General features: G+C 63.3%; 29 protein-coding genes and 1 riboswitch. Of the genes, 16 read left to right on the top strand and 13 right to left on the bottom strand.

Annotated features, from left to right (window positions below; genetic code table 11):
- Nucleotides 1-26: 26 nt before the first annotated feature.
- Nucleotides 27-455: an SgcJ/EcaC family oxidoreductase gene (locus LB565_RS15380; RefSeq protein WP_224585393.1), complete on the bottom strand. Its 429-nt coding sequence runs from the start codon at nt 453-455 to the stop codon at nt 27-29.
- A gap of 182 nt (nt 456-637) precedes the next feature.
- On the opposite strand from LB565_RS15380, the gene minC reads away from it, so the two are divergent.
- From minC to LB565_RS15350, 6 genes are all read left to right on the top strand, one after another.
- Entirely contained in the window at nt 638-1555 is a 918-nt protein-coding gene (gene minC / locus LB565_RS15375) for a septum site-determining protein MinC (RefSeq protein WP_224585391.1), read from the top strand.
- Between the two features lie 164 nt (nt 1556-1719).
- Complete coding sequence (gene minD / locus LB565_RS15370) at nt 1720-2535, top strand: septum site-determining protein MinD (protein WP_140757287.1); 816 nt, start codon at nt 1720-1722, stop codon at nt 2533-2535.
- A complete protein-coding gene (gene minE / locus LB565_RS15365; RefSeq protein WP_042638296.1) occupies nt 2532-2804 on the top strand; it encodes a cell division topological specificity factor MinE in 273 nt (90 codons plus the stop codon). Before minD ends, minE begins: the two co-directional genes overlap by 4 nt.
- A 207-nt stretch (nt 2805-3011) precedes the next feature.
- A complete protein-coding gene (locus LB565_RS15360; protein ID WP_224585389.1) occupies nt 3012-3899 on the top strand; it encodes an EamA family transporter in 888 nt (295 codons plus the stop codon).
- Nucleotides 3900-4165: 266 nt separating this feature from the next.
- Complete coding sequence (locus tag LB565_RS15355) at nt 4166-4777, top strand: hypothetical protein (RefSeq protein ID WP_224585387.1); 612 nt, start codon at nt 4166-4168, stop codon at nt 4775-4777.
- Between the two features lie 370 nt (nt 4778-5147).
- Entirely contained in the window at nt 5148-5675 is a 528-nt protein-coding gene (locus LB565_RS15350) for a hypothetical protein (RefSeq protein ID WP_224585385.1), read from the top strand.
- A gap of 130 nt (nt 5676-5805) precedes the next feature.
- On the opposite strand, the gene LB565_RS15345 is transcribed toward LB565_RS15350, so the two are convergent.
- On the bottom strand, nt 5806-6462 hold the full coding sequence (locus tag LB565_RS15345; protein ID WP_224513250.1) for a response regulator: 657 nt from the start codon (nt 6460-6462) through the stop codon (nt 5806-5808).
- Entirely contained in the window at nt 6459-7856 is a 1398-nt protein-coding gene (locus LB565_RS15340) for a sensor histidine kinase (RefSeq protein WP_224585384.1), read from the bottom strand. Before LB565_RS15340 ends, LB565_RS15345 begins: the two co-directional genes overlap by 4 nt.
- Before the next feature lie 556 nt (nt 7857-8412).
- Here LB565_RS15340 and LB565_RS15335 point away from each other — a divergent pair.
- Together LB565_RS15335 and LB565_RS15330 are read left to right on the top strand one after the other, a co-directional pair.
- Nucleotides 8413-8631 carry a hypothetical protein gene (locus tag LB565_RS15335; protein WP_224585383.1) on the top strand — a complete coding sequence of 73 codons (219 nt, stop codon included), beginning with the start codon at nt 8413-8415 and terminating at the stop codon, nt 8629-8631.
- Between the two features lie 448 nt (nt 8632-9079).
- On the top strand, nt 9080-9232 hold the full coding sequence (locus LB565_RS15330) for a hypothetical protein (protein WP_224585382.1): 153 nt from the start codon (nt 9080-9082) through the stop codon (nt 9230-9232).
- A gap of 20 nt (nt 9233-9252) precedes the next feature.
- Here LB565_RS15330 and LB565_RS15325 read toward each other — a convergent pair whose 3' ends face one another.
- The 3 genes from LB565_RS15325 to LB565_RS15315 all read right to left on the bottom strand — a co-directional run bounded on the left by LB565_RS15325 (nt 9253) and on the right by LB565_RS15315 (nt 10181).
- Nucleotides 9253-9399 (bottom strand): hypothetical protein, encoded by a 147-nt coding sequence (locus LB565_RS15325; protein WP_224585380.1) that lies wholly within the window; start codon nt 9397-9399, stop codon nt 9253-9255.
- 160 nt (nt 9400-9559) lie between these two features.
- Complete coding sequence (locus tag LB565_RS15320) at nt 9560-9940, bottom strand: YkvA family protein (protein ID WP_224585379.1); 381 nt, start codon at nt 9938-9940, stop codon at nt 9560-9562.
- A 58-nt stretch (nt 9941-9998) separates the two neighbouring features.
- A complete protein-coding gene (locus LB565_RS15315) occupies nt 9999-10181 on the bottom strand; it encodes a hypothetical protein (RefSeq protein WP_224585376.1) in 183 nt (60 codons plus the stop codon).
- A 246-nt stretch (nt 10182-10427) separates the two neighbouring features.
- Between LB565_RS15315 and LB565_RS15310 the strand changes: the two genes are divergently transcribed.
- Complete coding sequence (locus LB565_RS15310; RefSeq protein WP_112100506.1) at nt 10428-10577, top strand: hypothetical protein; 150 nt, start codon at nt 10428-10430, stop codon at nt 10575-10577.
- Between the two features lie 58 nt (nt 10578-10635).
- Here LB565_RS15310 and LB565_RS15305 read toward each other — a convergent pair whose 3' ends face one another.
- Nucleotides 10636-10971, bottom strand: coding sequence for a hypothetical protein (locus LB565_RS15305; RefSeq protein WP_224585374.1), 336 nt, complete (start codon nt 10969-10971; stop codon nt 10636-10638).
- Between the two features lie 367 nt (nt 10972-11338).
- Here LB565_RS15305 and LB565_RS15300 point away from each other — a divergent pair, with 367 nt between their 5' ends.
- From LB565_RS15300 to LB565_RS15285, 4 genes are all read left to right on the top strand, one after another.
- Nucleotides 11339-12163, top strand: coding sequence for a Ku protein (locus tag LB565_RS15300; protein ID WP_224585373.1), 825 nt, complete (start codon nt 11339-11341; stop codon nt 12161-12163).
- A 104-nt stretch (nt 12164-12267) separates the two neighbouring features.
- Nucleotides 12268-12525: a metal-sensing transcriptional repressor gene (locus tag LB565_RS15295; protein WP_224585371.1), complete on the top strand. Its 258-nt coding sequence runs from the start codon at nt 12268-12270 to the stop codon at nt 12523-12525.
- Between the two features lie 8 nt (nt 12526-12533).
- The gene (locus LB565_RS15290; RefSeq protein WP_224585369.1) at nt 12534-13862 is read left to right on the top strand and encodes a cation diffusion facilitator family transporter; all 1329 of its coding nucleotides are present in this window, start codon (nt 12534-12536) and stop codon (nt 13860-13862) included.
- Nucleotides 13859-14080 (top strand): hypothetical protein, encoded by a 222-nt coding sequence (locus tag LB565_RS15285; protein ID WP_224585367.1) that lies wholly within the window; start codon nt 13859-13861, stop codon nt 14078-14080. Before LB565_RS15290 ends, LB565_RS15285 begins: the two co-directional genes overlap by 4 nt.
- 96 nt (nt 14081-14176) lie before the next feature.
- On the opposite strand, the gene LB565_RS15280 is transcribed toward LB565_RS15285, so the two are convergent.
- From LB565_RS15280 to LB565_RS15260, 5 genes are all read right to left on the bottom strand, one after another.
- Complete coding sequence (locus LB565_RS15280) at nt 14177-15349, bottom strand: MFS transporter (protein ID WP_224585462.1); 1173 nt, start codon at nt 15347-15349, stop codon at nt 14177-14179.
- A 98-nt stretch (nt 15350-15447) separates the two neighbouring features.
- Nucleotides 15448-16347, bottom strand: a complete 900-nt coding sequence (locus tag LB565_RS15275) for a DUF1259 domain-containing protein (RefSeq protein WP_224585365.1) — start codon at nt 16345-16347, stop codon at nt 15448-15450.
- Nucleotides 16348-16462: 115 nt separating this feature from the next.
- Nucleotides 16463-17038, bottom strand: a complete 576-nt coding sequence (locus LB565_RS15270; protein ID WP_224585363.1) for a hypothetical protein — start codon at nt 17036-17038, stop codon at nt 16463-16465.
- A 150-nt stretch (nt 17039-17188) separates the two neighbouring features.
- Nucleotides 17189-17929 (bottom strand): CbtA family protein, encoded by a 741-nt coding sequence (locus tag LB565_RS15265; protein ID WP_224585361.1) that lies wholly within the window; start codon nt 17927-17929, stop codon nt 17189-17191.
- Between the two features lie 161 nt (nt 17930-18090).
- Nucleotides 18091-18300, bottom strand: coding sequence for a CbtB domain-containing protein (locus LB565_RS15260; RefSeq protein WP_224513276.1), 210 nt, complete (start codon nt 18298-18300; stop codon nt 18091-18093).
- Nucleotides 18301-18444: riboswitch (adenosylcobalamin (AdoCbl) riboswitch) on the bottom strand.
- Between the two features lie 85 nt (nt 18445-18529).
- Here LB565_RS15260 and LB565_RS15255 point away from each other — a divergent pair.
- A complete protein-coding gene (locus LB565_RS15255; protein WP_224585360.1) occupies nt 18530-19099 on the top strand; it encodes a histidine phosphatase family protein in 570 nt (189 codons plus the stop codon).
- A gap of 134 nt (nt 19100-19233) precedes the next feature.
- Nucleotides 19234-19506, top strand: coding sequence for a PilZ domain-containing protein (locus LB565_RS15250; RefSeq protein WP_224585358.1), 273 nt, complete (start codon nt 19234-19236; stop codon nt 19504-19506).
- 238 nt (nt 19507-19744) lie between these two features.
- Here the strand turns inward: LB565_RS15250 and LB565_RS15245 are convergent, their stop codons facing one another.
- A complete protein-coding gene (locus LB565_RS15245; protein ID WP_224585356.1) occupies nt 19745-20266 on the bottom strand; it encodes a DUF6428 family protein in 522 nt (173 codons plus the stop codon).
- Between the two features lie 42 nt (nt 20267-20308).
- On the opposite strand from LB565_RS15245, the gene LB565_RS15240 reads away from it, so the two are divergent.
- Nucleotides 20309-20659 (top strand): ArsR/SmtB family transcription factor, encoded by a 351-nt coding sequence (locus LB565_RS15240; RefSeq protein WP_224585354.1) that lies wholly within the window; start codon nt 20309-20311, stop codon nt 20657-20659.
- Nucleotides 20660-20687 lie beyond the last annotated feature (28 nt).

Raw genomic sequence — 20687 nt, 5'->3', positions numbered from 1 at the left:
ATCGGCTGCGAACTGCCGCGATGCAGCTATCTAGTCTTGGAAGGGGGAGCGATCACCCCTGGAACAATGTCGGTGTTTTGGGCCACCTTTATCCGCCAGTCGGACTGTTCCTTCTTCACCACCAGAAGCAGAATGCCTTCCCGCGTTCCGGCGGGGGAGCCGTCCGGAGCGGACGCACCGGTGAGAGTCCATCTGTAGTGCACCGATGCAACGCCCGGAGATAACTCGACGACTGGCGAGACGACACCCTGCAATCGGCTGTCGCGAAACATGGTCTCATGAGTCGCGCGGTGCGCCGCTTCGATCTCGGCGCGGTTTTTCCACCACATGCCCACGACATTGACGAAATTGGCATCCTCGGAAAACAGCGCCGCGAAGTCACCGATATCATGTCTGTTCCAGGCATCGGCAAAGGCAGTCGCGATATCCTCAGGCCTGTTGATTTCCAGCGCCATGACATGACCTCCCTTGCTTTCCGCCATTTGGGGTGAGACGATAGCGACATCGCCGGCCCCTGTCACCGCCCGGCCACAGAAGTTAGCCGCGTCAGCTGTTAACGGCTCCGATCCCCAAAATTAACCTTTTGTTAACCATTCGCCCGGCACCCTTTAACCATTGAGTAAGGATTCGCCCGGACGTGACCTTCGCCGCCCCTCTGCATAACAAATCGATCCGCTTTCGCGCCCGCTCCTTCGTCGCTTTCACGCTGACGCCGGAGGCGCCGATCGCCGACTGGCTGGAGGGGTTGGATCACTGGATTGCCAACTCGCCGGGCTATTTCAACGGGCGCCCGGTGGTGCTGGATCTGAACATCCTGCAGCCGGGACCGGAGGAGATCGGCGCACTGGTGGGTGTGCTCGGCTCGCGCGGCATCCGCGTCTATGCCATCGAGCTCGACGGCGCCGAGCTCGGGCCTGAGCTGCCGCCGATACTCGCCGGCGCCAAGGAGGCGACGGCCGAGGGGTTGCTGGGCCGCGCCGCGCGCAAGGCGCGAGCCGAAGAGTTGGAAGCCGCCGCTGGGGAGCGGGCGCAGGTGACCCAAGTGGCCGATCTGGCCGCCGAAGCCGCAAAGGCGGAAGTCTCTCCGATCGAGATGTCCGGCGATGAGCCGGTGGATCCCGAGCTGGCAAGGCTCGAAGCGGTCAGGATCGAGCCGGAGCAGAGCGATGCGGCCCAATCCAGGTCTGCGAATGCGGGGCAGGGCGCGGCGGAGATATCAGCCGCCGCCGGCACGTTGATGATCAAGGCGCCGATCCGCTCGGGACAGTCGGTGTTCCATCCGCATGGCGACGTCATCGTGCTGGGCTCGGTCGCGTCCGGCTCGGAAATCGTCGCCGGCGGCTCCATCCATGTCTATGGCACGCTGCGCGGGCGCGCGATCGCCGGCTCCGAAGGCAATGTTTCGGCGCGTATCTTTTGCCGCAAGAACGAGGCCGAGCTGCTCGCCGTCGACGGCTGGTACACCACGGCCGAGGAGATGGAAGGCACGTCGCGCGGCAAGGCCGTGCAGGCCTTCCTCGACAATGATGCGCTGTGCGTGGTGCCGCTCGGCTAGTCCGGCAACGCAAGCTTCGGACCGGTTTCGCGTGCCAGAGTTATGAGTGCATGTCGCCCAAAAGTGCCCAGCGGTTTTGGGAGAACGACATGCACCAAGAAATGAACGAGTCCGCCGTGCCCGGCACGGCCAGAGAATAAAAACCGCCAATGGAGGCTGGATATATGGGCAAGGTAGTCGTGGTCACTTCGGGCAAGGGGGGTGTCGGCAAGACAACCTCGACGGCCGCGCTCGGCGCCGCCGTGGCCAAGACCGGCAAGAAGGTGGCTCTGGTCGATTTCGACGTGGGCCTCAGGAACCTCGACCTCATCATGGGCGCCGAGCGTCGCGTGGTGTTCGACCTCGTCAACGTCATCCAGGGTTCGGCGAAGCTGTCGCAGGCGCTGATCCGCGACAAGCGGCTGGAGACGCTTTACCTGCTGCCCGCCTCGCAGACCCGCGACAAGGATGCACTGACCGAAGAGGGCGTGGCCGAAGTCATCGCGCGGCTGCGTTCGGTGTTCGACTATGTCTTCTGCGACAGCCCGGCCGGCATCGAGCGCGGCGCCCAGCTTGCCATGCGCTTCGCCGACGAGGCGGTCATCGTCACCAACCCGGAAGTGTCGTCGGTGCGCGACTCCGACCGCATCATCGGCCTGCTCGACGCCCGCACCATGAAGGCGGAGCAGGGCGAGCTGGTCCAGAAACACGTGCTGGTCACCCGCTACGACGCGGCGCGCGCCGCGCGCGGCGAGATGCTGTCGATCGACGACGTGCTGGAGATCCTGTCGACGCCGCTCTTGGGCATCATCCCGGAAAGCCAGGATGTGCTGCGGGCCTCGAACCTTGGCTCGCCCGTCACGCTCTCGGAACCGCTCAATGGTGCCGCAAAAGCTTACCTCGAAGCGGCAAGACGCCTGGAAGGCGAGGACCTGCCGGTGGTCGTCCCCTTCGAACGCAAAGGCTTCCTCGACCGGCTTCTCGGAAGGAGGGCCGCATGAGCATCCTCGATCTCTTCAAACGGCGCACCAGCGCGCCGGTAGCGCGCGAGCGGCTGCAGCTGCTGCTCGCCTATGAGCGCCAGAGCCGCGGCCAGCCGGATCTCGTCTCCATTCTGCGCGAGGAGATCATGGCGGTCATCGCCAAGCACGTGCAGATCGACCAGGACTACCTTCAGGTCTCGATGGATCGCGGCGCGACAATGTCGACGCTGGAGATCGACATCCAGATCCCCAACAAGAGCGCCGCTCCGCTTGCCATGGCGGGGTGAGGCATTTCGGGAAGGCGCCGGGTGTGCATCTGGCAAGGCCTCGTTCCAGCACCCCCTCTGTCCGGTAGGGCCGAGGGGATGCTGTCCCGCCGGCCTTTCGGACGTTCCACCCACTTGATCTTGTCCTACCCATCCCCGCCCGCTGCCTCACGACATCGCAACCGGCGCGCCCTATCTCCATTCCCGAACCAGGGGATGGAGCCAGGATTGACCACAGGACAGGCCGCTAACCAAGAGAGCCACGTCGGCGCCATGCCCGTGCTTGGCCTGCTTGGCGCAATTCTGTCGGTGCAGGTGGGCGCTGCCTTTGCCAAGGGCCTGTTCCCGGTTCTGGGGCCGGAAGGCACGACAATGCTCAGGCTCGCCATCGGCGCGCTAATGCTGGCGGTGGTGCTGAGGCCCTGGAAGGTACTGCCCTCGCGGAAAAACCTGCCTTGGCTTGCCGCCTATGGCATCACCGTCTGCGCCATGAACATGCTGTTCTATGCCGCGCTCCAGCGCATTCCGCTCGGCATCTGCGTGGCGCTCGAATTTACCGGGCCGCTGTTTGTCGCCACGCTCGGCTCCAGGCGACTGCTTGACCTTGTCTGGGTGGTGCTGGCTATCGTCGGCATCGTGCTGCTGTCGCCCTTTGCCGGTATCAGTCGCGGGCTCGATCCGCTGGGCGTGGCGCTGGCGCTCGCGGCGGGCGCCTGCTGGGGGCTTTACATCATCTTCGCCCAGAAGGCCGGCGCCGAGCTCGGTGTGCGCACCTCCGCCTATGGCATGGCGATCGCCGCAATGCTGGCGCTGCCTTTCGGCTTCAGCGCCGCGCAGCCCTACCTCACCGAGCCGCACATCATGGCGGGCGCGGCGGTGGTCGGCCTGTTCTCCAGCGCGCTGCCCTTCTATCTGGAAATGCTGGTGCTGGCCCGCATGCCTGCCAAAGTCTACGGCATGCTGGTCTGCCTGGAGCCGGCTGGCGGCGCGCTGACCGGCTTCCTGTTTTTGCATGAGAAGCTCAATTTTTTGCAATGTGCGGGCGTCGCCGCCGTCATTGCTGCCGCCTTCGGCACGGCGGTTGCAGCGCGGCGGCCGGTGCCATTGCCGGCCTGAGCGCGTCTTGCGAACATGCCGCGAGCGCGAATCTCGTTGCGGCTTGCTCGGCCTGGAAAATTGATCCCACGACGATAGTGCCCGACCCACATCCGGTGGTTGAAATAAGACTTAGGTCCTACGGCAAAACGCATTAGGTCCGAGTGGACAAGACAAGGGTCGTGGGCCACTTCCTTATGGCCTGCTGATTGGGGATGCTTATGCTGCGACATTGCCGGTGGGGTAGCTCGGCCGACGGGCTGAAGGGCTGGCATGGGGAGAGCGGAATGCGCGGATCGCGCAGGGTCTGCAGGCTGGTCTTGCAAGCGCTGACTGCGGTGGCGCTGGTTGTCGCGCCTTTCAGTCTCTCCGTCGATGGTTTGGTCGTGACCAAAGCCTATGCCGGCAAAGGCGGCGGTGGCGGCGGAAACGGCGGCAAGGGTGGTGGTAGCGGTAGTGGGGGCGGCAATAGCGGGAACGGAGGCGGGAGCAACGGCAACGGGAATGGCGGCAATTCCGGCTCGGCCGGCGGCTCCAACTCCGGTTCGGCTGGCGACTCGAATTCCGGCAATGGCGGCAACAGCGGAAACGGTAATAGCAGCGGCGGCAACGACGGGAACGGCAACAGCGGAAACAACGGAAACGGGAACAGCGACAACGGCAACAGCGGCAAGAGCAGCAGCGCCGGCGCGGCAAGCACCGCCGATGTCGCCGATCATGTGAACGCCCTGACGGGCGACAAGGTTGAGGCCACCCGCACCAAAATCGAGGTCACGCACCGCAACGGAATGAAGGAGAAGATCGAGAACGGCCGGTTCAGGATGGAAGACAAATACGGACGCACCATCGTCGACCGCAAGGCCACCATGGCCGATCTCAATCGCCTGAAGAGTTTGTGAGACAGAGTTTGTGAGAGCGAGGTTTTATCGGGATTAGATCTTAAGGGACCGAAGGTCAGCGCTGCAAAACCAGGTTGCCACCTTTTGCTTCGTCTCTGCGGTCCTGATCGTCTTGCGGTAGAACTTGGCTACTCACCTTACCCCCGCCTCCGTGCGGGGGTAATTTTTTCAAGTTCGGCAATGTCCGCCGCTTGCGACATTGGTCAGTCATGCTGGCGGAAATGGTCCGATTGGCCAGGGCATGGGTCGTGGGCCACTTTCGTCGGACCGCCGGAATGTGATTCTTGCAGGGTCAAGACACTGTTCCGTCGCGCCTGTCCCGTGAGCGGAACTTCGGCCATGCCGAGACGGACCCGCAGGAAAGGACGGAATGCACCAACCCGCCTGCAAAAGGCCAGCCTACCTTGTGCTGCGCGTCGTTGTCGCGCTGGCGATTGTCGTCGCCCCCTGTCTGGTGAAGCCGGGCTACATGACCAAGCTCGTATCCGCAGCCTATGCCGGCAACGGCAATGGCAATGGAGGCGGGAACGGCGGCAATGGCAGTGGCGGCAATTCGGGTTCCGCCGGCGGCTCGAATTCCGGCAATGGCGGCAACGACGGCAACAGCAATGGCCAGGGTGACAACGGCAACAGCAATGCTGGTGGCGCCAACCCCAATGCCGGGCCGGGCAACAACAGCGGCAAAGGCAATACCAATCCCGGCGGCAAGAACAGCTACACCAACGCCGCAACGGGCGACACGCTCTCGATCGACGGCAATAAGGTTACTGTCATTCATCGCAACGGCATGAAGGAGCAAATCCAGAACGGCCGTTTCGAGATGACGGACGCGCAAGGCCGCACCATCATCGAACGGCAGGCGACGGAGGAGGACCTATCGCGCCTGCTGAACCTGTGAAGGTTCTGGAAGAGCTATCCCTTCTCCCGCACCCTGCATGTCACCCCGTCCATGGAGGCGGGGGTGACTGCCTTTAGGCAGTAGGCAGTAGGCAGTAGGCAGTAGGATGTCATCTTTGCCACTGCTTGGCCTATTGCCTAACTTGCTGCCTTTCCCTCGCCTCATGCATCAGCAGCGCCGCCTCGGTGCGATTGCGCACGTTGAGCTTGGCGAGCACCCTGGTCATATGATGCTTGACCGTCTTCTCCTGCAGCGACAGCCGGGCGGCGACCTCCTTGTTGCTCAGCCCCTCCGCGACCAGTTTCAGGATCTCGGCCTCGCGGCCGGTGAGTTGGCTCAGCGGATCGGGCTTGCCGCCTGTGGGCTGCAGGAGATCGGAAAGCAGCCTGGCCGAGAGGCTCGGCGATACGTAGCTCTGGCCATTGGCGACGTCGCGCAGGATCTCGGCCAGCGCCTTGGAGCCGACGCCTTTCAGCACATAGCCGCGTGCGCCGGCCTTCAGTGCCTGAGCGACGTCGGCATTGGTCTCCGACACGGTGAGCATGACGATCTTCTGCTCGGGCACCGCTGCAAGGATGCCGGCGAGCGCGTTGAGGCCGCCGCCCGGCATGCTGATGTCGAGCAGGAGGATATCGGGCGTGCTGGCGCGCGCCAGCCTTTCGGCGTCCTCGGCGCTGGCGCCTTCGCCCACCAGTTCGAAGCCCCCCATTTCGCCGAGGCTGCGCGCCACGCCCTCGCGAAACAGGGGATGGTCGTCGACTATTGCGATGCGGATGGATGCGCTCACGGTTGCTCCTCGACAGACAGGGTGATCACCAGTCTTGTTCCTCCCGGGCCAGACAGCGTTTCGAACTGTCCGCCTATGCTTTCGATACGCTCCCTCAGGCCCGCAAGCCCAAGGCCCTCGCTTCGGGCCGGGTCGAACCCGGGGCCGGCGTCCACAACCTCGACGAGGAGCTTGCCACCTTTCGTCGTGGTTCTGACCTGCTGGCCCTTGCCCTTGCCGTGCCGGAAGGCGTTGTTCAGGCCTTCCTGCACGAAGCGATAGATGCTGATCTTTTCCGAGGTGCCGAGTTCCGGCAAGCGCTCGGGCAGGGTTAGCAACACTTTGGTGCTGGTGCGCCGCTCATGCTCGGCCACCGCGAGCCGCAAAATGTCGGCGATGGCCTGCGTCTCGATCTGCGGCAGCACGAGCCCGTTGCAGATGCCGCGTATTTCGCGCATCGCTTCGCCGAGCGTCTTGTGGATGCCGGCGATCTCGGCCTCGCGCAGCGCGCTCGATGTGGTCGGATCGACCAGCACCGGGCTGTCCATCCTGAGCGCTGCGAGCGCCACCAGTTGCGCCGGCCCGTCATGCAGGTCGGCGCCGATGCGCCTCAGATACCGTTCATTGATGGCGGTGGCGCGGCGCGAGGCGCGCTGCACGCGCTGGCGCAGCGACGAATTCTGCGCCAGCGCCGCCTGCAATTCCGAAACCTTGGCCTCGAGCGCCGCCTGTTGGGTGACGATGGTGCGGCTACCGCGGAAAACGATGCCGGAGAGCAGCGCCAGCGCCGCCGCCGTGGCACCCGCCACCACCAGCCATGTCCACAGCAGGGCCGAGTGGAGCGATTCCTCGAAGTCGCCGGACAATTCGTAGAATTCGCTGACAGCCACAACCTCGCCGGACCAGGGCTCGCGCACCGGGTTGTAGATTTCCAGCAGCGGAGCGCCCATCGACCGCTCCCTGTCGTCTTCCTCATCCTCGAGCCTGTTGTATTTGACCATGACGTTGCCGGCGAAAGCGGCGATGAGGTTGGCGTTGGGCTTGATCTGCCTGCCGATCAGGCTTGCGTCCTTTGAATAGAGGATTGTGCCGTCACGCCGCCACAGCTTGAACGACACCAGCCTTTTCCCAAGCGCACCCTGGCCGAGCGTCTCGTCCAGCGCCCGCTTGACCGTGTCGTCGAGTTCCTGGCTTTTGCGCATGTCCGGCAGCAGCGGCGCGATCACGCTGTCGACGTAGAGCGCGGTGGTGGCGGCGGAATTGTGCAAGACGCCGTCACGGATCTGCGATGTCACCCACAGCCCGACCACGAGCATTACGGCCAGAAGGCCGATGCCGCCCGCGATCACGAACTGCCAGGCCAGCGACAGACCGCTCCAGATTCGTGCAGGTCGTTTTAAATACCTCCCAAACATCGGCACCGCTCACCCACCCGTTCGCCAGAGTATAGGCCAGGGGAGGCAATTGCGACACCGACCTTGGTCCGTGCCCGTGGGGAAGGTTAATGGCGAGGCGGTTTGCCGGCCCGTACCACCTCCGATTCGCAGCCAGGCAAGACTGCTCATGCTTCCCGACGGCAAAAGCCCGCGCCACTCCTGTTGACGGGGAAGACGCGGGCCGGTTGCCACCTGGATTTGGATCATCTCTTGCGGCTCTGCATTGCCGAGACAATCACCAATCGGGCCCGAGGTCCACACCAAAAGACCTATGCTTCGGCGGATACAGCGCTACAGGGCAGCCGACGCCAGCCGTTCGCGGTCTTCCAGCTGTTCGTTATGGATGAAAACATATAGCGGCTGGTCCCTTGAATGGCCCGGCTCGTAGCCCCGCGTCCTACCGGCTGCTCCTCCCGACATAAGCCGCTGGAGTCGCGGTAAGATTTGCCCCCAAAAGAAGTCAGGGCCAAGCTGTTGATGGGTCGAACAACCGCCGCATAATGGGTTAAAACCTTGCGGTTCTTGGCAACGCGTTATGGACGCCGGTACAAAAAAGCAAAAAAGAAATCAGCCGTTGTCGATCTTTGAGCTCGAGGCGCTGCGGGAAGCTTTCAGGCAGTCTGTTCGCGAGAACGAAGTCGCGGAAGCGGAATGGGCGCGGCACGCCGAGCTGTTCGTCAAGAGAGCGCTGCAAAACGTCGGTCGCGTCACGCGTTCGGACGCAAAGCGTTGCCAGGGAAATGTGAGCGGTTGAGCCCGGCGCCTTCATAGCTTCCGGAATTGTGTCAGTGGAGCGCTCCGGCGATGGGCGATTCGTCAGCGCCACACGGTCGGACCATTGCGCTGGCGCATAGGACCTCAGCAACAATTGCGGGCACAATGGGAAACGAACACTCTGACCCTGCGTCGGCTCCCCCAAGGAAACCCAATGTCGGCGCTTTAGCCCGGCTTGCCTGTCAAAGAGCCGTACTCTTTGCCGCCAAGGCAAGCCGGGCTACCCAAACTGCCGATCCGGCGTCCTCCCGTGTTCCATATCGCCCGAGAGACGGCGACAGGAGACGCGCGGGGATGGCAGGCGTCCGATCGTCCTCGTTCGACGGAACGAAAAGCGGGCAAGCGCGTTTTCCGCCGCGATGTCGAGGGTCTCTCATCATCACAAGGTCGAAAGGCCTTTTCAGGCCTCGGTTGCCGAGGCCGAGCGCTTGGCGCGCGCGCAAAAGAACGCCAAGCTGAAGGACCTTCGCACCCACGCTTCGTGGCTGGTGCTAGATCCGCAGGCGCACTTCCAGGAGGAGATCGATTGTTCCGCGTTGCTCGGCGACCTGCCGATTCGAAAGGTCGTCCGCGACGACTAGATCTTTGCGGCTTTTAGGGCTCAGGCAGCCTGCAGCCGGGCCGCGCCATCTTCGCGCGATATCTCGACCAGCCGGGCGATCGCCCATGGCGCCATCAGCGCGAAGAATGCCGTGGCATCGAGGAAGACGGACCGCACCAGATCGAACCCGCTGTGATCGTAGCACACTGCGAACTCCATTACGCCTGACCCTTGTTAACCCATCCCCTGCGCCTGTCGTTTCAGGAGCTTAGAGAGCATGGCCCTGATTTGCATGAATTACAAGTGATAGCTAATTCACCTGCCGGGTGAGATGCTCTGGCATGGGCGGCCACGCGGGCCGAAGCATTTAGGCCGGCTTCGGCCAGAACAACCAGGTGAGCCCCAGCGCCGCCAGCGCCCAGAGCGCGATCGTGAAGGCGAGACCGACCTTGCTCACCGGCTTCTCGCGTCGCATGGCTTCTTCGCGGAATTCCCGCATCAGATCGGCCGGAACCAGCTTCACCGCGAGCATGATGCCGACAGGCACGATCAACAGGTCGTCCAGGTAGCCGATGATGGGGATGAAGTCCGGAATTAGATCGATGGGGCTCAGCGCATAGGCCGCGACGGCGCCTGCGGCCGCTTTTGCGTACCAGGGCACGCGCGGATCACGGGCGGCAATCCAGAGCGCCACCACATCGCGCTTGATCTTGCGCGCCCACTGCTTTGCCGCATCGAGCATAGACATGCCGCTTATATACGGGCGTGCGGGTCTTCAGACCATTGGTGGTCGACGGCTTGGTCGCTCAGGCGCAATCCTTCAATTCCACAACGTCGACGCCGAGGCGGAAGGCCTGGCCGTCGGCATAGGAGCGCGCATGCTGCTCGGCTTCGAAGGGGAAGACGAGCGTCGTGCCGTAGGCGGTGACGCGGACCGTCCACTTCTGGCCCTTGACGAGTTCCACGCCATGAAGCTTCGCCGTAACCATCTCACCCTCCTCAGATCCGGCACTTCAGCGACATCCGCATAACGTCGCGAAAGTCATTTGAATGCAAATAATCCGACCAAATCGTGTCGTTGCGATGTGGATTCCGACATTGGGTCATTCGCGTCCGTGAAATGGTTCACCGACAGCAGCGCTTTTTTGCTGCCGGGCTGCAAGCGGGCGGGATGGCCTGCTTGGAACCGCGACGGCCTCAGCCGGGTTAGAGTCCTGATTCACAAGGAGACAGCGATGATCCGCAAGCTGAAATCCGGCGAATACCGGCTCTATTCGCGCAAGATCGATCCCAGGACCGGTAAGCGCCGCAATCTGGGCACCTTCAAGTCACGCGAAGCCGCGGAGAAGCACGAACGCGAAGTGCAGTATTTCAAGCGCCACTAGGCAGCTTCACGGTCGATTCAGCGCAGGGACGCGCGAAGAAGGGCCGTGATCCGCTTGTTCACCCATGCGGTAGCGGCGGGGTGCGCGGGCGAGGGTGGCCAGGCACGTTGGAACCGATATGGTCGAGGTCGCAACGTCGCGTCACCATCTCGACCGACTTGGTGTCGACGGTCACGCGTCCCAGCACCTGCACGGTCGTGCGTCCGAGGTCCTCGTCGACATGGACGACTTCGCCCTCGAGCCTGAGCTTGTCGCCGGCTTTGGCGTTGGGCTCGACCATCGAATAATTGTGGCTGTCGCCGTCGAGCGCCAGCATGACGCGATCCTTAACACGCTCGGTCACCGTCGCGAGCACCGCCACCCTGTCCCCTATTTCAACAACGGGCCGTGTCATTGCGGCCTCCCTTCTGCTCCGCGCGAATGCCGCCCTGGAGCCAATTGGCTGACGACACGACCGGTGCCGGCAGCTACTGAAATAAACGGGAAAACAAGCGTTTGGTTGCCTCTGCGCTGCCTCCGCTACGGCCCGTCCGATCACATGAAGCCAGGATTTCGCGGCAGGTACTGCGTCCGATCGCCATAAACGGGAGACGCCATCAACGGCATCGCGAAGGTGATGCGCATGCCTTCGATCGACCGCAAGGCCGAGCGGCGCGTCGCATATGCCGTCTTGGCCGCTGGACTGCCGGGGCTTGGTGGCGAGCGGAACCCCGCGGGCCGACAGATGTTCCTGTTGATCGCAATGATAACGGGAATGCCACATGGTTGCGCCACGCGCGGTTTGGAAGGGTTTTCTGAAGGTCGGCTCTGTGTCTTGCGGCATCAAGCTGGTCGGCGCCACAAGCGAGGCCGGCAAGGTGCATTTCAAGATCCTGAACCGTAAGGATGGCTTGCCGGTGAAAAGCGCCTATGTCGACGAGCAGACCGGCGATGTCGTCGAGACCGAGGACCAGACCAAGGGCTTCGAACTGGAGAAGGACGATTACATCGAGATCGAGCCGGACGAGATCAAGAAGCTGAAACTCACCTCGGCGCACACGTTGGAGGTCGACGAGTTCGTCGCCCTGGATGACATCGACACGCGCTATCTGGAAAAGCCTTATTACCTCGTCCCCGCCGATGGTGCGGCGCTTGAGGCTTTCAGCGTATTGCGTGAGGCGATGAAGAAGAAGCGTGTCGCCGCAAGGTCCTGCGTGGTGCTCTACCAGCGTGGCCGCGAGGTCGTGATCCAGCCCTTCGGCAAGGGCATGCTGCTCACCGAGCTGCGCACGCGCAACGAGATGGTGTCGGAAAAAAGCGTCTTCGAGGGTCTGAAGTCGCCGAAATACGACAAGGACCTGCTGGAGATCGCCGAGCTCCTGATCGACAAGAAGGTGACCAAGTTCGACCCATCGAAATTCGAGGACACCTATGAGGATGCGCTGATTGCGATGATCGATGCCAAGCGCAAGGGCAGGAAGTTGCCGAAGGCGGCGCCCAAGCCGAAGGAAAACGTCATCGATCTGGCTGCGGTGCTCAGGAAGAGCCTTGCCAAGGAAGGGATCAAGGCGCCGTCGATGGCGAGGCCTGCCCGCAAGTCGGCTTGACCGCTGGTCCAGCCACCAAAGCCTGAAACCGCCGGGGAGAGCTGACTTCAAGCGCGTCGCGTTCTCTGCTTGTGATATCCTACCCTGGAGGATAGGATATCCGTATGACAATACACAGCTCTCATCCTGACATCATCGCCAGGCTCAAGCGCGCGCACGGCCATCTCGCCGCCGTGCTCGCCATGTTCGAGCAGGGGCGCTCCTGTCTCGATCTCGCGCAACAGCTCCACGCCGTCGAAAGTGCCGTCGGCAACGCCAAGCGCGAGCTGATCCACGACCATATCGAGCATTGTCTCGTCGAAGGCGGCGAATCGACCAGGGACACGCTCAAGGAGCTCAAGCAGCTCACCAAATACCTGTGAGGCGTTCGATGTGGGAAAAAGCTCTGGACTGGTACGGCTTCGGCGCGCACGGAGATGACCATGGCGGGCATGGCCACGGCCATCACGGACCGCACGGCCACACGCATGGCGTGATCGACGCCACCATCGCCACCACCGATCGAGGCATCTGGGCGATCAAGTGGTCGTTCGCGATCCTTGCGGTCACCGCCGCCTTGCAAATCGTCGTCGTCATGGCTTCGGGCAGCGTGGCGCTGCTTGCCGATACCATCCACAACATCGCCGACGCGACGACGGCCATACCGCTGTGGATCGCTTTCGTGCTGGTGCGGCGCAAGCCGACCCGCACGTTCACCTACGGCCTCGGCCGGGTCGAGGACCTGGCCGGCATCATCATCGTGCTCATCATCCTGGCGAGCGCGCTCGTGGCCGGATATGAAGCCGTCAACCGCCTGTTCAATCCGCGCCCGGTCCAATTCCTGGGCTGGCTCGCCGCGGCCGGCGTGATCGGCTTCCTCGGCAACGAGGCGGTGGCGGTGTTCCGTATCCGCGTCGGCCGTCAGATCAACAGCGCGGCCTTGATCGCCGATGGCTATCACGCCTGCACCGACGGGCTCACCAGCCTCGCCGTCGTTGCCGGCGCGGTCGGCGTCTGGTTTGGTTACCCATTGGCCGATCCGATCATCGGCCTGCTCATCACGGTCGCCATCTTCGGCATCGTCTGGCAATCGGCGCGCTCGGTGCTGACGCGCATGCTGGACGGCGTCGAGCCCGGGCTCGTTGACGAGATTCACCACGCCGCTGAGCATGTCGGCGGGATCGAAAAGGTGATTGACGCCAAGGCCCGCTGGCTCGGCCACAAGCTGCATGTCGACGTGGAGATTGCAGTCAATGACGGGCTGCTGCTGGCCGCCGCGAACAACATCGCCGCATTGCTCAAGACCGAGCTCTTCGCGCACATTCCCGCGCTCGACGTCGCCACGGTGCGCTTTGCCGAGCCACGGACCGAAGGCGGCCACCGTCATGCGCCCGATCCGTTCCTGGTTTCGGGCAAACTCGCCTGCGGGTTGCTCGAGATCGTCGACACGCCGCAGGGCGAGCGCATGCGGCTGCGCCTGTCGCGTCACGCCGAGGGCCTGCGGGCGAAGGTCGCCATCGAAAGGGCGGACGGTGCGGTCGAAAGCCTGCTGCTGTCTCCGGTCGGCGGCGATCACCATTATCTGCAAAGCCTGGTCGCCCCGGCCGAGCCGCACGAGTTCAGCGCCAGGCTGCAACTGGCTGCGGGTCCCGACAGCGAGGATCTCCTCTTCGCCATGGCCGAGCCGGATGGCGATCACCATGAGCACGTGAATGGATGATACAGGCACCCTTCGAATATCAACGTGAGATCGCCATGATGGCGGATGTGGCGATTACCCTTGGGATCGTCGTCGCCCTCGCGGTTCTGTTGCGAAAGGGCCCCGTCGCTGTCTTCGACCGGTTTGGCTCCAATGCCGCCCGCATCTCGACGCTGTTGGAGATCGGCACCGGGTTGTTCCTGTTCGGCGCGGCTTTGCGCCAGGTCTTGGTCGCTTGAAATCACTGGCTTTTTTGCAATTCAGAGGTGGCTGAACTCTGCCCTGCGCTGGCCGGAATCGGGTTGATTGCCACCTTCTTGCAGACAGGCGTAGCCTCATAGCTCCTCAGGCGGCTTGACGTGGCGGAAAGTCCAAAGCAAAGCCAGATCATAGAGGATCTTGAGGACACCGCAGATCACCAGCGGCCAGGCTTCGAACCCCGCAGCAAACAGCGCCCCGGCAATGGCCGGGCTCGCCGCTGCCGCGAGACTGCGTGGAACCGACGTGAGGCTCGCCGCCGCGGGCCGCTCCGGCGGCGTGACGACTGCCATCACATATGAGGAGCGGGTCGGCACGTCCATCTGGGACAATGCTGCGCGTACAAGGAGAAATGCCAGGGAGGCATGAAGATTCGGCACCAGGGCGGCCAGGATCAAGCAGATGCTTGACGGGATGTGAGTGAACACCATCGTGTTCACAAGCCCGATGCGGTTCGACAGCCAAGCGGCGAACGGAAATGAGACCGCCGATAAAATACCCGACCAGAAAAAGAACACCCCGGCAGTCGACAGCGAAAGTCCAAACTTGCTGAACAACCATAAAGCCATGAGCGACTGCACCGCAAACCCGCCGGCGAACGCATCGATGCTGAACAGGGCCGCCAGCTTGTAGACAATGCCACGCGACGGCCCAAGCGCCGCTGCCGGCCGGTCCTTGGGGGAGGTTTTGGGACCGACTGGAATGCGCGCGTATACCAAGCCTCCCGCCAGGCCGAGACTTGCATAGAGGACGAACATCGCCTTCAGCGCCGTTAATCGCGACATCCCGATCGTGACCAGAAAGTCCGGGCTGGTTGCAGCAAGGGCGCCAAACGCTGCCGCCAGCGCACCTAGCAGGCTGTAACGCGCGAACGCCCTGGTGCGGTCCGCATCGGCGACGAGCCGCGACAGGACTGCATGCTCCAGCGGAACGAAGATGCTTACGCTTCCTGACGAAGGATTGATGGTGCCCAGGAAGGCCACGAGCAGAAGAAGTGCATAGGTGCTTGACTGCGTATAGGCCAGCCCGGTTGCGATCATCAGGCCGGATGCAGCCAGAAGCAGGGTGCGCCGGTCTGCGCGCACCGCCAGGAAGCCGATGCCGAGCGTCAACAATGCCGAACCAAGAAGTGCGGCGGTAGCCACGACACCGATCTCCAGCGGTCCAAGTCCGATCGAGGCTAGATATACCGGCAGGAGCACTGCGGCGAAGCCGTCCCCAAAATCCCGAAGGGCGCGCGCCGCGTAGATGTCCGCAGCGCGGCCTCCTTCTGGCTGGTGGCCCGGCTGTTCGGCGCCGGCCGGGCCAACGCCGCCGCCTTCGGAATTTCGCCGGGACTGCGTCAAAGTCAGCTGCCCGTCCTAAGGTGCACCTGATCGAGCGCCAGCTTCAGCCCTTTGGCCAACTTCCCGACATCGTCATTTGCCCAAAAATGCATGAAGAACAGCCGGGGTTGATCGTCGAGCATGTGGTTGTGCACAGCGGTCACCTCTATTCCGCTTTCCCGCAGAGCTCGCAGCACCGGATTCACTTCAGAGGCGATCAGGACGAAATCGCCGGTGATCGCGGCCTTGCCACCGCCGGTCGGCTGGAAGTTGATGGCAATCGCAGAGCCCATTGCATCCGGCACCTCCATGCCGTCGTCCTTGATGGTTTCTGCGCGCGCGATGCTGACCTGATAGACACCGCCGTTGACCTTGCCTTTGTGGCCAAGCGCCTGGTCAATGGTTTGCGTGTCGAGATCGATCGCTTTCGAAGCAGCGGCGGCGCTCGCCGGTGCGTCCGAAAGCGGCGTTCCACTCTGCTGCAACGCCGTATGCAGCGCCGCAGCCAGCTTCTCCGGATCGCCGTGACCAAAGACGTGCATATACATCGTCTCCGGCTGGGCCTTCTGCAGGTGATTGTGGAGGGCCGTGATCTCGATGCCGCTTTCAATCAATTTCATCATCACCGGGTCGATCTCTGGCACGGTCAACACGAGATCGCCCATTACCATGGCATCGTGATCGCCCAGGGGTTTGAATGCGAGCCATGAGCCGAGCGCCAAGGCCGGTTTGAGTTCCACGCCGTCGAGAGTGACTTTCAGATCGGAACGAGGCAGCCCGACGCGGTAGACTCCCCCCGGTGCTTCTGTGCCGGATTTCCCGAGCGCCTGCGCTACCGCCTTCCAGTCGGGTGCGGCAAGGGAGGGCTGGGCAATTCCAAGGGAGGCTGCTAACGCGAGGCCAGCTATGATCTTTCCATGCATGATTTGCTCCTGTGTTCAGCCCAGGTGCCCAAATGGAAAACGTCTGCCGTTTGGAGATGACATCGCGCTCTCGGAATTGTGATGCGCGCCCGGTTTCCGTGAAACGGTGAACGTCCTAGGCCGTGCGGCTACGCGGCGCGCCGATAATCGACCATGCGGCGGCGGTAAGCGCCACTGCCGCGGCAAGCAGCACCGCGAGACTCGGCAGGTGGAAGAAGATGTCCCGCCAGCGTGGCTCGACCACCGCGCCGGTGCTGAAGGCTTCGCCGCTATACTGGCACAGGATCCACGACGCGCCGCTGCGCACCATCTCGGCATCGATGTCGGAGATCAGCGCCTTCGCGTTGCGTTCGGCAGAGGGCATCGTCGCCATATAGGTGAGCAGCGCCTTGGCGGTGGCGAGATAGGCGTGGCTGCATTCGTTGAACGGGCTCTCTTCGTCGCCAAGACTTCCCGGCATCAGGCCCCAGAGGCAGTAGGTGAATTGCAGATTTCCGTGATTGTAGAGCCGCCGGAAGGTCGGGTCGGTTACGGTCTGGCGTTGGGCAAGGTCCAGGATGTCGCCTCGGTGGCGCGCAATCACCGCCATCTGGCCGTGGGTGAGGCTGGGGATCTGGATGCCGGGGGGAGGCGGGGCTGACGAGCCGTCATGCGCTTGCGCGGATGTGGCGGCCAGAAGTGCGAGCAGCACCGAAACCAAGCAATTCCAGGAAAAGTGTGCTGCGGTTTTCCGTCCGGAATTGCGAGAAAACAAAGGACCAAAGTGGCTCGGCGGTCGTACCGACCGTTGAGCCACTTTGGCCGCCAGGGCGCGAAACCGTGGTGGCCAACGCATGCGATTTCAGGCGTAGCGGCGTGCCGGGCTGCGCTGGTCGCGCACCGCGACGACGCGTTCGGCAACCGCGCCGAAGCCGAGCCCGACGACGGTCCACAGCACCAGCTGGATGCCGAGCGAGGCGACGCGGAACTGCCACAGCACGGTCGCGGAGAAGTTCTCCGGCACTTCGTTGATGTCGGGCAGCGCCGCCTTCACCAGCGCAAAGACGACGAGGAAAGCGAGGCCCGCGACGATCGAGGCGTTCCAGGCGCCGAGCCGGTTCCACAGACGCTGCGCCAGGCCGACCGCCGCCACCATCGCCGCGATCGAGACGACGATCATGATGAAGAACAACTCGGTGCGGTAGCCGATGGTCTCGGCATTGCCTACCGCCGGCGGGTTGGCCGGGTATTTGAGGCTCGGAACCACAATCGCGGCAAGGAAGCCGAGCAGCGCGATCAGCGCCGAGGTGCCGCGCGGACCGAGCGAGCCCAGACGGCCATAGGCATAGGCGAAGACCAGCGAGAACAGCCCGCCAAGGGCGGCGCCATAGACCAGCACGCCGGTTGCGAGACCGATGCCGGCCTGCGTGGTGCGGCTGACCATCTCGGGCTCCGGCGCCGCGCCGGCGGCCTGGGCCTGCTGGTCCTCGAAAGCGATCGCCTTGTCGACCTGCGGCTCGCCATAGACGCGCGCGAAGGCGAATGCCAGAATCCCCGCAACCAGCCCGACAAGCATGCCGCGCAGCAAAAGTTTTCCGACCATGTCACTAATCCTTCTGAGCAATTCCAGGAAAAGTGCGTAGCGGTTTTCCGTCCGGAATTGCGTTAAGCCAACCAAGCAATTCCAGGAAAAGTGCGTAGCGGTTTTCCGTCCGGAATTGCGTTAGATCAGAATCGAAAAGGATTCAGCGATGCTGAACCGCTTTAGTGGCAGGGGAAGCCGAGCAGGTGGCGGCCATCATGCACGAACTCGTGCACATAGGTGCCACGGATCAGCGACGTCGCGCCTTCTTCCGCGCCGACGAAATAGATCGCCATCATCAGCATCAGGCCGGCGAAGATGGCCCATGGCAGAAGCTCCCGAACCGGAATCGCAACCGGACCGTAGCTGGGGGCGAAGGTGGTGTCGGACATATTGACCTCCCGTGGGATACTGCGTCCCGTTGATCGAACAATGCTGCGGAATAAGGCCTGACTTTCGGCTGGTGCCGATCACAGTGGCGCGACCGTGCCGGACTCGCACCGGCTTCCAATCCCGTATAGCGCTAAAACACTTGTCAGCACTTCGTTCGCCTGTCAACGACATGCAATGGCCAATACGGCTTCGCGCGGCGGAAATTTCACTGGACCACGGAGTTTTGGGATGCTCGCCCGCCTGACGATGATCGCAAGCGGCGCGACGCAGGCCACGCGCAAGGGTCGTTTTCCGGCTGACGAGGCGATGGAGCCGCGGGCCTTCGAGCGTGCCGGCGCGCTGGCAGCTTCGCTGCGCCGCGCCGACCGCGTCTGGACGAGCCCGGCGCTGGCCGCGCTGCAGACGGCCGAGGCACTCGGCCTTGATCCGACGGTCGAGCCGCTGCTTGCCGAGCAGGATTTCGGGCGCTGGGCCGGCAAAAGTTTCGAGGAGGTTCGGGCGGAGGATCCGGAAGGCATGGCAGCATGGCTTTCCGATCCGGATGCCGCACCCCATGGCGGCGAGTCGCTTGCCGCGGTGGCCCGGCGTGGAGCGGCACTGATGGAGCGCCTGGCCACCGGGAGCGGCCACACCATCGCGCTCACCCATGCCGTGCCGATCCGCGCCGCCATCCTGCATGTGCTGGGCGCGCCACTCTCCTCGGTCTGGAAGATCGACATCGAGCCGCTGTCGCTCACCGAATTCCGCAGCGACGGCCGCCGCTGGGTGCTGCATGCGAGCGGCGTGATCGCAATATGACCCCGGAGAACCGCCCACCTGCCGACGAGCGGGCGAGCCTCGCCGTTTCAGCGATCGCTAACGGAACGGAAACGCCTCGCTGCTATGGTGCGGCCCCGTGGCGAGGAGAGCCTTGCCCGAGGAGTCCGCTGCCCATGGCCGAATATCCCGAGACCGAGCGCCGTCTTCATGTGCGCGAATTCGTGCTCAAGGAAGCCACGATCATTGCCAACGGCGTCCGGATCCGCTGCTCGGTCAGAAACCAGCACGAGCAGGGTGCGGAATTGCGCGTGGCCGCCGATATGGGCATCCCCGAACGCTTCCTGCTCGAGGTTCCGGCCGACGACACGGCCTATCGCGCTTTCGTGCGGTGGCGGCGCAACGACCGCGTCGGCGTGGCGCTCTACAGCAACGCGCCGAAGGACTGACGCGCCGCCGTCTCGCCAATTCGTGACCCTGTCCCGCAGCGACCTGCAACCCGGCACGCATGGAACGCAACCGTCGCGAGCCCGTTCATCGCTGCCGATCAACAGGAAATTCGCGTATGAGCAGGACAGCCGTTTGGGTGGCGCTGATCGCCAACGTTCTCGTGGCTCTCTATCTGTTGCAGGCCAACGGCATGATTCGGTTCTGAAGCAGCGCCGCCGCTCGTCACCATTCGCAAGGTCAGCAGCGGCGGCTCGCTCCGCAGCATGGCTGGCTTGCCGCCTTCTGTTCCTTCAGCCAGCGGTCGCGCGGCTTGCAGCTTGCCGGCCGTGGCGTCAACTCGACCTCGATGACACCGTCAACAACGCTTGGCTGAGCCGCCCGGTGCAATTCGATGGGGCGGACGCCGTCGCTAACCTCGAAGGTCAGCTTCGCCGCCTGATCGAGAGCGACATGGTCCGAAACCTTGCGGATGATCGCGGCGAATTTGCCGGCCGGCATATGGACCGGCCCGTCTTCGTCCATGTCCCACAGCTGGATGAAGATTTCAGACCATGATTCTGGATTTGCTTCGCAATCCAGCGCCGCGAACTGTCCCGCCTTCACCTCAGTGACGTGGTAGCCCGGCTTTACCGGTCGCCCGTCATAGCGGAACACCAGCGGCCTGTCCTTGTGATCGGCAAGCGCGCCCAGCAAATCGCCGATGGTCAAGTCGGAGGGGTCGATCGGGACGACATTTTTCCGGTTGTCAGAAGAGAGCATGTCGGCTATTCCTCATTTCAATATTTCAAGGATTATTGAAACGTGGATGAACGTCAAGCCCTGATCGCGTTTGGCGCGCTGTCGCAGGAAACACGCCTGCGCCTGCTACGGTTGCTGGTCGTTGCCGGGCCGGATGGCATCGCCGCCGGTTCGCTCGCCGAACAAGTCGAGGTCTCGCCGTCCAATGTCAGCTTCCATCTCAAGGAATTGGAACGGTCTGGCCTCGTGGCCGCGAGGCGTGATGCCCGCTCGATCGTCTACAGCGCCGAATACGACGCGCTGTCCGGGCTGATCCGCTTCCTGATGGAGGATTGCTGCTCGGGCCGACCCGAAATCTGCGTGCCGGCGCTCACAGCACCTTGCTGCGAGCCGGGCGAGGGGACCCGGCAATGACCATTTCGCTCGTCGCCGAACCCGAGAC

The organism is Mesorhizobium sp. CA14, from assembly GCF_020165195.1.
In the GTDB taxonomy this organism is placed as follows: domain Bacteria; phylum Pseudomonadota; class Alphaproteobacteria; order Rhizobiales; family Rhizobiaceae; genus Mesorhizobium.
Note: the sequence above shows the minus strand (reverse complement) of the source record. Positions and strands in the feature narration are given on the sequence as shown.